A 12,872-nucleotide genomic window follows, 5' to 3' on the forward strand; every position below is an offset into this window, starting at 1 on the left:
GTGTCAAAAAAGAGCACCCATGGGTGCTCTTTTTTTGCGCATGCTATGCCAATTAAAACGGTATGCCGAAATTGAACCCAAAGGCCAGATCCTTGAGCGCATTGCTACGCCCGCCTGAGGTAATCGCCTTGGACAGGGAAAAATCAAGATTGGAACGGTCTGGCTGATTGCTGATCAAGCGCACACCAAGGGATACAGAGCTGAAATTGTCAAACTCCTGAGTCTTGGTATGTTCATAGATACGCGCAGACTCCAGCAACACATAAGGCTGCAATCCCACCAGCTGATAAAACGGCAGCTTATAGTTGACCGGCAAGGTGCGGTTCAGCTCCAGGGTAATTCCCCACCCGGAATCCCCTACCAAACGCCCAGGGCGGTAGGCACGGCCATGCTGATACCCGCCGAACTGCACTTTTTCCGTAATCGGCAGCTCATCCGGTGAATACTGCACAGTCCCAGAAACAGAGGTGCCCCAGGCAGCATCCAGATAATTGCGCTGCACAAAACTCACCACATATTTGGAAAAATTGAGGTCAATAGTGCTGGTGATCGGCGGCGCCGGAAAGTTGGTAGAAATTTCCTTGGAAGCCCCCAGCGCATCCAGGCCGCGGCTCATCGTCAGCTGCAACCTGCGTCCACGCCGTGCAGTACTGTCGCTATAAGCCGCGCCAACTGAGAGCGTGCGTACATCTGACGCCGTTGTAATCGCGAGACCATTTTGCCTGTTGCGGATTTCATCCTCGAAATTGTTGGCAGTCAGCGAAACTGTTCCGAGCAGGCTCCTATCCTGACGCAGCAGCAAAGGGTAGCTCAAGCCGACACTCAAGCGTTGCGAGTTCACATGCCGTGCGAGGCCAGACGCCAGCTCTGCCGTTGGCTTGCCGTCGTAATCCGATGCCTCTACTCTCGCAATCAAGCCTTCCTTGCCAAGAGGTTGCGCATAGCTAAGCGCGTAATATTGCTCATTTTCTGCTGAAATCAGTGTCGATGCCGTGATCTCCTCCGCCAGGGAAGTATTGCCGCTGGCCTTGACGGTAAAAATACCCCGGGTAAAAGGCTGCACAGTTTCCAGGCGCCCCATGGCCTCTATGCTCTTGCGTTCCACCCTGAGCAACAATTCCGATGCACCATCCATTTGCTGCGGCAAGGGCAAGGAAGCTTGTATTTTCAAGCCGGGCAACAGCCCAAGCATGGTGGTATAGCGCTCCATGGTCGGCCTGGTCAATGGCTTTTCCGTCAGCAAAGGCGCAATAATCTCGCGAATCTTGCTTTCCGTCGCCCCCGGATTGCCTTCAATCTTGACCGAGCCGATATGTCCCTCAATCACAACCACCTTGATAATTTGCTCATTGAAGTTCTGCGCGGGGATATAACAAAACGATAGAGGCAACCCTCGTTGCTGATAAAACTCGGTCACCTTATGGGAAAGCTCAATGATTTTGGCAATCGTGATTTTTTTATTGGCATAAGGCGCAAAAAATGCACTGACCTCTTCAAACGGCACTGCCTTCACGCCATAAATACCGAAGCTGGCAGGCTGCACTTCCGTATCCAGAATTTTCTGCACCTCAGGCGAAATCGCACTCTGCTGTTGCACCTGTACTTCTGCCTGCGGCCGGGTCTTTGGGGCCTCTGCTTTGGGCAACGTGTCCACAGGGTTTTCCACTGCATACGAGGCTGTATGGCTCAGAAAGACACTGGCTATCAACAGCCCTAGCCCTTTCAGGCGCTTATTATTATTCTGCATATTCTCCCCTATGCATCCAATCGGCATAAAAAATCCCGACACGCTTATGGGCTGCCGGGATTTTTATGGCTTTTAAAGCTGACTACCGCCCCAAAAGAGCGCCCAACAATCCAGGCAATCCACCAGCTTGAGAATTGCCGCTATTGGTCGCAGATGGGCTTGCAGAAGCTCCCCCCCCATTCTGGGTAACGCCACTCAGAATGTCGGTCACAGGTGCAAGCAGGCCACCACCATTATTATTACCTCCGGACAAGATATTGGTTAATGGTGCCAGGAGATTAGCGACAGGTGCGCTTCCATCATTTGTTGCACCAAGTGCCAATACGTTAGTGACGGGTGCCAACAACCCGCCAGTCACAGCACCGCCACCAAGCAGGTTCGTCGTGCCACCACCCAACAGGTTTATAACAGGGGCAAGCAATCCGCTTGAATTGCCACTAGCCAGGACATTGGTGACAGGAGTCAGTACATTGCCCAGACCGCCGCCAAGGTTGCCAGAACTCAGGTTAAGTACTGGTGCGAGCACACCGCCATTGCCATTGGCTGCCACATTGCTGGTCAATGGCAATACGCCGGCCTGACCAATCAATGGATCTAGTGCTGTCTTGCTGCCTTCAGCACTGGTCAGTGGCAGCAGGCCACCTTCACCGATGACTGGATCAAGCAATGCAGGCTGACCGTTGCCGGCCTGGCCACTGGTCAATGCCAGCACACCATTCGTGCCGACCAGCGGATCAAGCAAGGTCTGATCGCCACCTGCCGTTGTCAAAGGCAGCACTCCATTGGTACCAACCAGTGGATCAAGCACGGTATTGGCACCTGCCAATACGTTGGTAACGGGTGCGAGCGCCGCGTTACCAGCGACGGAACCGACCAGGCCATTGGCGAGACCTGCTACGCTATCTACCGCATACTTGCTGGTTGCAGCCACCTGTTCAACCAGGCCGTTACCCAGACCGGGCAAGCCGCTGCCACCGCCCAGCAAGTCGGTCACCGGAGACAGGCCACCCTCGGTCCCTGGAATGGCATTACCCAGGCCTGAACCAAGTTGGGCCACCACACCACCGACGGTGGTCGTCAGCGGCGTTACAACACTATCGACAACACCGCCGGCAGTACCGGTAACACCCGCCAGGGAATCCACTGTATTACCCACTGTTTCCAATGTTGGCGCCAGCGTTGAAGCCACTGGCGTGGTCACACCAGCGACGGTATCCAGCAGAGGATTGGCAACACCGGCTACCGTGTTAACCACTGGAGCCAATGTGTCAGTCACCGGTGCCAAGGTCTGCGCCACAGGAGCCAGCACGCCTGCCACAGGCGCTACCACTGGTTGCAGAACACCGCCTGCAGTGTTGATCACAGGTGCAAGCGGACCTGCAATAGGTTCGAGCACCGTGCCAACACCACCCAGGACAGGGGTAATGGCATTTCCAGTTGCTGTTGTTACGGGAAGCAATGCACTATTCAACCCACCCGCCACTGGAGCCAATGCAGTAGCCACCGGAGCAACAACTCCGGAAAGCGCTTCAGATGTAGGACCAAGCGCAGTAGCCACCGGCGCCACGACATCACCCAGCGCACCTGTGACAGGCAACAGGGTATCCGTGACAGGCGCCAGCGCATCGGTGACCGGGTTCACCGTATCAATCACCGGCGTCAACACAGGCTGCAATGCCGAAATCACAGGGTTAAGCACTGGATCCAATGCGTTTCCGAGCGGATCGGTCACGGGCTGTAAGGCAGTAGTGACTGGCTCAACCACGTTGTTAGTAACATCATTGACGGTATCAATGGTGTCATTCAGCGTATTGGATGTTGTTGTCACAACCGGTGGATTATTTGACGCACTCGACCTGACATTACTCTTACCGCCACCATCGCAACCTATCAACGCGATGGACGAGCAAATCACGGCCAAGCTAATCGCATTATTCAGTTGAATATTTGATTTAGTGGACATTGCGTTCCCCTTCAAGTGTTAATGGAGCCAATCTCTACCTGGTTCCGTTCCATACAGTTAACTCCAAGCAGCCCCAATAAACTTAAAGCGACTTGCTGGGTAGCTTGTTGTCGATGAGGTGGCTATTTAATCCTATATCGGCCACACATTTATCATTTTTATCATTTTTATCAAAAGTGTCAATTATTTTAAGCTCGGCATGCATTTGGGATTCCGTAAATGCCGGGGAGAAAGACTAAGGATCTGGGTGAATCAAAGCCAGGGGGCCTGACTTTGGAAGTGATAAGGATTGCGCTACAGCGTGTTCAGAAATACAGGAGAGAAATTTAACGTACTACTAATCTTTGAGTTTTTTTAACCAGAGTGTCACCACACTCCCTTCGCCATAAACAGAGGAAACATCAATCCAACCGCCGTGGATTTCCATGATTTCCTTGACGAGGCAAAGCCCCAGTCCGGTGCCCGGGATACTGCCTGAAGTATCTGCGCGATAAAAGCGTTCAAACAAGTGCCCCATATGCTCCTTGCTCATGCCGATACCATGATCTTCAATAGCAATCCCGACATAATTATGATGATATCGCTGCTGCTCTTTAATATGTAGGCGGATCTCGGTACCGGGATCAGAGTATTTATGGGCGTTGGACAATACGTTCACCAGTGCCTGGATTAATTTATCGAAATCAGCAGATACCTTGAGCGCATGGTTATTGAAATTAAAGCTGATGGCCCGCCCTTCCCCACTTACCAGGAATTCCTTGAGTGCCGTGTCGACAATATCGGTCAAGCGGTACGGTTTGATGTCGAAGCTCATGCCTTTTCTCGCCTCAATCTTGGCGAGGTCGAGCAAGTCATTGATCAGCTTGGTTAAGCGAACGGATTGCCGATGCACGGTTGCCAGCATGTCTTTTTGCTGCTCGGGCGTAAAGTCACGCTTCAAGAGCAGTTCGGTAAAACCATGAATGCTGGACATCGGCGTTCTCAGCTCATGCGCCGCCATAGACAAAAACTCGCCTTTCATGCGGTGCAGCTCTGACTCCTGTGTAATGTCGCGGAAATAATGAATAGTGCCTACGAATCGATGTTCGGAATCATGGGCTTCCCGTACAGAATGTTTGATCACCGTCAGTTTGGGTTTGGTAATGCGCATCACGATTGCATCTGCCAAATGCTGCGTAGCAGCAGAATCATAATCCTGACAGAGGGACTTTAATATTCTTACGAACTCACCCTGCCGAATGGCATGCAATTGTTCTGGTTGCAACCCGGTCATATTAAGAAAAGCAGGATTGAATGAACTGAGAATACCGGCCTGGTTAAAAGTCACAAAACCATCAGGGCTCAGCTCAAAGGTACTTTGCATGATGCCATGTAAACGGCTGGATATCTCCTGGGCGGTTTTTCTTTCCGTAATATCGCGAGCAACGGCAATGTAGTTAAACACTTGCCCGTTCGCATCAAATAACGGCTCAATATCCAGATCTACCCAGTAAGGCTTGCCATCCTTTGATGTACGTAATAACTCAGTCTGATAACTTTGTTTGGTTTCCAGTTGCAGTTTAACCTGATTGGCGGTTTCTTCGTCGGCATCCAGCAAATCCCCAAGATGGCGCCCTATGATCTCCTCTGCCAAATACCCTGAGCGCCGTACATAGGCATCATTCACCCATTCAACATATCCGAGCGCGTTGGCAATTACGACTGAATTATCAGTCATGGAGACAATATGGCTGAGCGTTCTGGATTCTGACTCTCTGGCTGAGAGCAAGGCATGCGCCTGGAACAATTGCTTCTTCTGCACACTCAATTTGCGCATGCTGGCCACTGACGAACCCACCATGTTATACCTGGCATGCTTAGACAATTTAGGGGCCACGGCAAGATTGCCCACATCTGCCGTATCTGCAACCCAAGGTAAAAGCAGAAACGCTATGTAGTTCTCCTGATGCAATGCCACCTTGCCGCCAAACAATAATCCACTGGATTTATGCCTTAGGAGGCAAACTTGCCCGCGCATTGCAAGCAAGGAGGTCATGCAAAAAGCTTCTATTGGCGCGAGAATATCGAAGAGCTCGCTAATACTTCGGTCACGCAGTAAATTGGAATCCAATGCTTGCAGACTAGTACCGGCGTCATAGATGGTGAGCTGTTTATCAACAATAATACGAAAAGGAAAAATTGCCAGGGCGTCTGGCGTCGAGATTGGGTCTTTCAGAGCAGGTCTAAATTGGCGCATGAGTTTGAGTCAGATATTGCCATTTCCTTGCCGCATTGGCGATCATCGCTTCAATGAGTGGTTCCAGTTGGCTTAATACCACAGGTTTTCGGAACAACAAGACGCCATCAGGCAACCCGCCCTTATCCTGGATATAATCATCATTCAATGCAGTCAAAGCAATAATATTCAACTGGCTGAACTGATTAGAATTCTTCAGGTGCCGCAACATCTCGAAACCGCTCATGCCCGGCATATTCAAATCTGTGATCAAAAGATCCGGCACCTCGCGCCCAAGGCTGATCAGCCCTTCAAATCCATCCGTTGCTACATCAATGCGTACGGGATATTTCCAACTGGAAAAGAAATAGGTAAATAAATTGCGCAATGCACTATCATCTTCTACCAACAGGATGTGAAATGCTTTCTGCTTTACATCAAGTTCCGTGCTAATAGCCTCGCGTCGTTGGCTGAGGATATGGTCTATGGAAGAGCGTGCAATGCGACGGTGACCCCCGGCAGTCTTCCATGCCTTCAGGACACCAGACTCAACCCACAGTTGCACAGTACGTAAAGAAACACCCAGCACTTTGGAGGCGTCCCTTGTGGATACGAACTCTTCCTTCCCTATATCTTGATTAACCATGATGCCATTATTGGAATGAATATATTCACATTATCCTGAGTTACAAATAAAAATCAATCAGATAGATGATAACGCCTACAGCGGAAGTTGACATATTAAACTTAAATGATAAAAATGATAAATAGCACTAATCATAATAGTCTCATGCAAAAAACTAATTCCCGGGGAGCACGAATTGTACAAAGTACTCATCATTGAAGACCAAGAGGATGTGCGTAAACTGATCCACATCAGCTTGGGTGACGATCAATATTCCATTTATGAGGCAAACAACGGAGACAGTGGGTTGGCTCTGGCAGAACAACTCAAGCCAGACTTGATTTTGATGGATATCATGATGCCTGGCATCATGAATGGCTACCAGATATGTGACAAACTCAAGGGGGAGGAAGACTTCAAAAACACAAAGATTATTTTTCTGACTGCCCGTGCTCAAGAACAGGACTTGCTCAACGGCTATCGCTCTGGTTGTGACGATTATCTAGTCAAGCCATTCAGCCCGATCAGGCTGGCAGAAATTGTCGAGTCACTATTATTCGGGGGAGATTCTCAACGAAAATGCTAGCAGATTTAATTCTGCATCGCATAAATGGCTGGTAGGTTACGCCACCAGCCATAAGCATCCATGCCACAGCCAAACACATACTGATCTGGCACTAACAAACCAACAAAGTCAGCTCTGATCGGTTTGATGCGCCCCAGGTCTTTTTCAACCAACACTGCAATCACGACACGTTTTGCGCCCAAAGCCAGACACTGTGCCTTGATTTCAGCAAGTGTTACGCCCTCATCCAGAATATCATCAAGAACAAGTATGGTGCGATCACGCACCTCCTCGCCTGGTTTTACTTTCCAAACCAACTGCTCATCGCCACGCGTACGGTTGTGATAACGGCTGGCCTGAACGTAGCCAAACTCCAACGGAAATGCCAGTTGTGGCAATAGTTGGCCGGTAAAAACAACCCCGCCGCCCATCACGCATAGCACCAATGGCATTTCCCCCTCCAGGGCCTGGGTGATCTCACCTGCAACCCTGGAGACAGCCTGGCTCACGCTTGTTTCGTCGTGAATCAGGCTGGCTTGCTTGAGAATAACCTCAGGATCGGGTTGTTGCTGTGACACTGCTACACTTATTTCGTCAAATCGCGCAAATATTGCGCAAACTCCGCACCAATTTCCTCATGTTTCAATGAGTACTCCACATTGGCCTTAACATAGCCCAGCTTGCTGCCGCAGTCGTAACGTTTGCCATCAAAGCGATACGCGAGCACTTTTTGTTTATCCAGCAAAGCGGCAATCCCATCTGTCAGTTGGATTTCTCCGCCTTTGCCAGGCTTGACGTTTTCCAGACATTCAAAAATTTCAGGCGTCAGGATATAGCGACCAACTACAGCCAGGCTGGAAGGAGCTTCTTCCGGTTGGGGTTTTTCCACGATGCCATTCAGTTGCAAGATATCAGGCCCAGCCACTTCAGTCGCATCAACAATGCCATAACTTGCAGTTTCGCTGGGCTCAACATCTTCCACACCCAGGATCGAGGCACCTTGCTGCTCGAACAACTCAGTCATCTGCTGCATGGCAGGCTTGTCAGCATCAATCAGGTCATCAGCCAGGATGACAGAAAAAGGCTCATTGCCAACCACAGATTTGGCAAGCAAGACTGCATGCCCCAAGCCAAGGGCCTCTGCCTGACGAATATAGATGCAGGAAACATTCTTTGGCAGGATATTCTGGATTTGGTCCAGCACCTCAAACTTCTTGCTGGCCTCAAGCGTTGCCTCAAGCTCGAAGGACTTGTCAAAATGATCAGGAATGGAACGCTTGTTACGCCCAATGATGAAAATCAACTCAGTCGCACCGGCAGCTACTGCCTCTTCTGCCGCATATTGAATCAAAGGTTTGTCTACAATCGGCAACATCTCCTTAGGGCTAGCCTTGGTGGCAGGCAAAAAACGCGTGCCCAAACCAGCAACGGGGAATACTGCCTTGGTAATTTTTTTTGTCATCTCTTAAAACTCTTTCTTCTAATGTATTGTTGAAGACTCGGGGGGGAACGTTGTAGATGGATTCGCATGAATATCCCCGGCATACTCCTCCACCCACATCTTCAGCTCTTGCTTGACGACCGCCTCATCTATAAACAATGCCCGGTCTATCCACTTTAACAAGGCCGATACCCAAGCCTCATCCGCACTTCGCGCCACGGCAATGCGCAACTTATCATGAGGCGTCGGTAAAGTGAGTTCATCGTCAGCCAAAAGTTCCTCATACAGCTTTTCACCCGGGCGTAACCCAGAATACACAATCTCAATGTCAGCTTCATTAAGCCCGGATAAGCGGATCATATCACGCGCCAAATCCACAATCTTAACAGGGTCTCCCATATCAAGCACGAATATCTCTCCACCGCTGCCCATCATGCCAGCCTGCATGACTAGCTGACAAGCCTCAGGAATGGACATGAAATACCGTGTGATATCTGGGTGTGTCACCGTAATCGGCCCACCCTGTGCGATCTGTTCGCGGAATTTCGGAATTACACTGCCACTACTACCCAGCACATTACCAAAACGCACCACAACAAAGCGCGTGCCAGATTCCTCTTGCAGGCCCTGGCACACCATCTCGGCCAAACGCTTGCTAGCTCCCATCACGTTAGTCGGATTTACCGCCTTATCGGTCGAGATCAGAACAAACTTGGCAACGCCTGCAGTTTTACACGCCTGGGCCAGCGTGTAAGTACCATTGACATTATTTGACAATGATTCCGCCACATTGCGGTTTTCCATCATCGGCACATGTTTATAAGCAGCTGCATGAAACACGACACTAGGCGCATATCGTCCGAGCAATTGCTGCATACGCCGCCTATTTCTCACATCCCCAACGATATATTCCACCGGCGTAGCAATATCAAGCCTGCTGATTTCCTGTTCCAAGCGGTAAAGAGAAAACTCAGACTGATCCAGGCAAACCAAACATAAAGGGTGATATTTGAGCACCTGGCGACATAGTTCGGAACCAATCGACCCTCCTGCCCCGCTCACCAATACAGCTTGCCCTTCAATCAAATGTTGCAAGCCATTATCATCTAGGGATACCGGCTCACGCCCAAGTAAATCTTCTACTTCTACTGGTCTGAGCTGCGCCACACTCAAACGACCACTCATCAGGTCATCGAATGAAGGCACAGTCAGCACTTTCAAACCACGGCTGCTCGCCAACTCCACTATTTGCCTACGGCGTTGATGCCGGGCTGCTGGCATCGCCACAATCACATGCGAAACAGACAAAGCTGCGGCGATTTGCGGCAACTGCTCAATCGCCCCCAGTACATTAACTCCCAGCAACTCGCGCCCTTGCATTGTTTTTTTGTCATCCAGCAACCCCACCACATGCCATTCATGACTCTTGGACAAATCCTTCAATAAGGCAATCGCCGCTTCCCCGGCACCAAGCACCAACACAGGCTTGCCGGAAAACTGAGCGGCACCATACAAGCGATGCTCTTTCCAGGCCCGGTAAGCAAAACGGCTACCGCCCATCAACAACAAGAGCAGCATAGGATCCATGATCAATACTGAGCGTGGCACAACACCATGATAGGGAACCATGAACAAAACAGTGACCACCAACACTGCACTGATGCCAATCGCGCGCAAAAGACGCTGCAAATCCGGCAAACTGGCAAAGCGCCAAACTCCGCGATAAAGGCCGGCCAGCAAAAACACGACGGCCTGCAGAGGGATTACCCAGACTGCACTTTCCAGCATGCTCTGCGTAAAACTGGCGGGAATATCAAAATTGAAGCGCAAAAGAAAAGCTACCCACCACGCGAGGACAGCCACCACGATGTCGTGCACCCAGGCACTGATAGAGCGTGGATTTCTCAAACTGATATAGTTTGACCAGTTGAATTTAGGAAAGTAGTTCAGCACGCACCCAGCCTAAAATGAAATAAATACATTCTACTAAAAACAATGCGAAGATGACGAGCTATCAATGAGTAAATACCTGTTAGCACAAACACCTATACCCAATGAACTCAACGCGCGACCCGGTCCCCACTACCCTTGCCTAGCACTGTCTGGATAAGGAGCTTAAAATAAAGCAACAACGTCAATTCGCGCAGCATCAAGGCATCAGTCTCAGCAAGAAGCTTGGGCGTCGACATATCAATATCACTCACCTGCGCCATCCCGGTAATACCTGGGCGCGCATTGTAAACACCAAGCAACTCACGCTCCGCAATCAATTCATCCTGATTGAATAGATTGGGACGTGGTCCCACCAGGCTCATCTCCCCTTTCAAGACATTCCAGAGCTGGGGCAACTCATCCAACTTCGTCCTGCGTAAAAAACGGCCAAGCCACGTAATAGAAGCAGCAGAGGCCAGATGACTAGCCACAGAAGCCGTCTCTACCTTCATCGTGCGAAACTTCACCAAAGTAAATGGCTGCCGATAGCGCCCGACCCTTACTTGACGAAATAGCGGCGAACCCGTATCGAATAAACCGGCTATATAAATAAACAGCAGTAATGGAAAACCCAGAATTAATCCGAATAACGAAAAAACAATATCGAACAATCGAATCACATTCAGCCCTTGACAGAAAAACAGCGTCTAAGACCCTCATCCACAGAAACCGGAGGAGCCCACCCCAATAATTCACGCGTCTTGGAAATATCAACTTGCAAGGAACCCAAAAGACGATGAGCATCCATCTTTCTTCCTAGCATAATTAGCGCAATGCTTAATAAACTTGCAGGAATCGGAATCAATCGAGGAGAAACCCCTGCAGCCTTGGCCAAGCGCCGCAACAAATCAGAAGTAGACAAATCCTCACCATCACTTACCAGAAAAACCTCATTTGAGGCGGCTGGATGATCTATACACTTTATGATAAGACTAATTAAATTATCCAATGCCACGAATGACCGTAGATTATCAATTGCCCCCAAGGGTAAAGGTAATCCTGCTCTTACCCATTTCATCAATTGGGCAAAATTACCTTTCGCTCCAGCCCCATATACTAGCGGAGGACGAATAATGACAACTTCAATTCCGGTTTGACTGGCCAACTCCATTAGTTGCTTTTCAGCCTCAGCTTTGGTTCGAGCATAGTCATTATGTGGAACGATAGGACTACTTTCAGAAAAATGTACTCCTTGCTCGGTGTAATATCCATGAACACCAACAGTACTGACAAATAAAAACCGACGCACCCCCATATTTGCTGCTTGCCTAGCAATATTGATTACAGCATGGGTATTTACCTGATACAAATCCTCACTTAAACCAAGCTCTACTTGTTTAAATACATGTGCTCTAGCAGCCGCATGAATTACTACATCAACCCCATCCAACACACACCGCCAATCAGAACTCTCATTCAATAAGGGAGTTTGCAATATATTGCCAGATGGTCGAGATGATACGCCCACAACCTCACATCCTTGGCCTAAAAAAGAGCGATAGACAGCCCCCCCTATAAAACCTCCAACACCAGTGACAAGTAGCTTAGTCATAACTCAAACCAATCCTCGAGCTAAAAACTGGACTCCTCTGGTTACTACCTTACGCGCCAATAGCTCAATTACTGACATCTTAAAACTATATTTTTTGAGAATTCTAACTATTTCTTTATTTTGATTAATAATATTGATGAAACTGCGATTTGTCTCTCCACCAATACGCATCCTTACAAAGATTTTTGGTAGATAAGCTACCTTTATCCGATTAATTTCTAAAAAACGCATCATTAATTCAAAATCAGCAGCAATTTTATAATTAGTATCAAAAAAGCCAAATTTTTCATATATTGATTTTCTTACAAAAAAAGTTGGATGTGCTGGCATCCAGCCTCGCTTAAAAAGACCGGGTTCAAAACTTCTAGACTTCCAATATCTCACCACGCGCGAAGTATCATCTTGGTCTATATATAAAAGATCAGCATAACAAGCTTGAACTGTCGGATCCTTGAACACCTCAGCGACTTGGCCCAACACCGTCTCATCCGCATAAAAATCGTCTGCATTGAGAAAACCAACCACATCTCCTGTAACCCTTCGCAACCCCTTATTCATTGCATCATAGATACCTTGATCAGGCTCCGAAATATATTGAGAAACACTGGTAGCACTCTTAACAAGCTCCAGTGTGCCATCAGTAGAAGCACCATCAATAATGATATGCTCACGATCACGATATTGTTGCGACTTTACTGAGGCAATCGTATCGGAAATTGTCGCGGCACTGTTATAACAAACTGTAACAATTGAAATTTTCAATGGACTAGTC

Annotated in this window: 11 protein-coding genes; 1 reads left to right on the top strand and 10 read right to left on the bottom strand. The window is 49.0% G+C overall.

Going from position 1 to position 12,872, the window contains the following annotated elements; all coding sequences use genetic code 11:
- Positions 1–52: 52 nt before the first annotated feature.
- From LG198_RS04310 to LG198_RS04325, 4 genes are all read right to left on the bottom strand, one after another.
- The gene (locus tag LG198_RS04310) at positions 53–1,747 is read right to left on the bottom strand and encodes a ShlB/FhaC/HecB family hemolysin secretion/activation protein (RefSeq protein ID WP_230341921.1); all 1,695 of its coding nucleotides are present in this window, start codon (positions 1,745–1,747) and stop codon (positions 53–55) included.
- A gap of 82 nt (positions 1,748–1,829) precedes the next feature.
- On the bottom strand, positions 1,830–3,710 hold the full coding sequence (locus LG198_RS04315; protein WP_230341922.1) for a hypothetical protein: 1,881 nt from the start codon (positions 3,708–3,710) through the stop codon (positions 1,830–1,832).
- 337 nt (positions 3,711–4,047) lie between these two features.
- Positions 4,048–5,946 carry an ATP-binding protein gene (locus LG198_RS04320; protein ID WP_230341923.1) on the bottom strand — a complete coding sequence of 633 codons (1,899 nt, stop codon included), beginning with the start codon at positions 5,944–5,946 and terminating at the stop codon, positions 4,048–4,050.
- Complete coding sequence (locus LG198_RS04325) at positions 5,933–6,571, bottom strand: response regulator (RefSeq protein ID WP_230341924.1); 639 nt, start codon at positions 6,569–6,571, stop codon at positions 5,933–5,935. Before LG198_RS04325 ends, LG198_RS04320 begins: the two co-directional genes overlap by 14 nt.
- A gap of 175 nt (positions 6,572–6,746) precedes the next feature.
- Here LG198_RS04325 and LG198_RS04330 point away from each other — a divergent pair, with 175 nt between their 5' ends.
- On the top strand, positions 6,747–7,136 hold the full coding sequence (locus tag LG198_RS04330) for a response regulator transcription factor (protein ID WP_230341925.1): 390 nt from the start codon (positions 6,747–6,749) through the stop codon (positions 7,134–7,136).
- 5 nt (positions 7,137–7,141) lie between these two features.
- On the opposite strand, the gene LG198_RS04335 is transcribed toward LG198_RS04330, so the two are convergent.
- The 6 genes from LG198_RS04335 to LG198_RS04360 form a co-directional block, all read right to left on the bottom strand.
- The gene (locus LG198_RS04335) at positions 7,142–7,693 is read right to left on the bottom strand and encodes a hypoxanthine-guanine phosphoribosyltransferase (protein ID WP_230341926.1); all 552 of its coding nucleotides are present in this window, start codon (positions 7,691–7,693) and stop codon (positions 7,142–7,144) included.
- A gap of 8 nt (positions 7,694–7,701) precedes the next feature.
- On the bottom strand, positions 7,702–8,577 hold the full coding sequence (gene galU / locus LG198_RS04340; protein WP_230341927.1) for a UTP--glucose-1-phosphate uridylyltransferase GalU: 876 nt from the start codon (positions 8,575–8,577) through the stop codon (positions 7,702–7,704).
- A gap of 18 nt (positions 8,578–8,595) precedes the next feature.
- Positions 8,596–10,509 carry a polysaccharide biosynthesis protein gene (locus LG198_RS04345; protein WP_230341928.1) on the bottom strand — a complete coding sequence of 638 codons (1,914 nt, stop codon included), beginning with the start codon at positions 10,507–10,509 and terminating at the stop codon, positions 8,596–8,598.
- 107 nt (positions 10,510–10,616) lie between these two features.
- Positions 10,617–11,168 (bottom strand): sugar transferase, encoded by a 552-nt coding sequence (locus tag LG198_RS04350; RefSeq protein ID WP_230341929.1) that lies wholly within the window; start codon positions 11,166–11,168, stop codon positions 10,617–10,619.
- A gap of 2 nt (positions 11,169–11,170) precedes the next feature.
- On the bottom strand, positions 11,171–12,100 hold the full coding sequence (locus LG198_RS04355; RefSeq protein ID WP_230341930.1) for an NAD-dependent epimerase/dehydratase family protein: 930 nt from the start codon (positions 12,098–12,100) through the stop codon (positions 11,171–11,173).
- A gap of 3 nt (positions 12,101–12,103) precedes the next feature.
- The gene (locus LG198_RS04360) at positions 12,104–12,862 is read right to left on the bottom strand and encodes a glycosyltransferase family 2 protein (protein ID WP_230341931.1); all 759 of its coding nucleotides are present in this window, start codon (positions 12,860–12,862) and stop codon (positions 12,104–12,106) included.
- Between the last annotated feature and the right edge of the window lie 10 nt (positions 12,863–12,872).

Source organism: Methylobacillus arboreus (assembly GCF_020532725.1).
GTDB classification, from domain to species: domain Bacteria; phylum Pseudomonadota; class Gammaproteobacteria; order Burkholderiales; family Methylophilaceae; genus Methylobacillus; species Methylobacillus arboreus.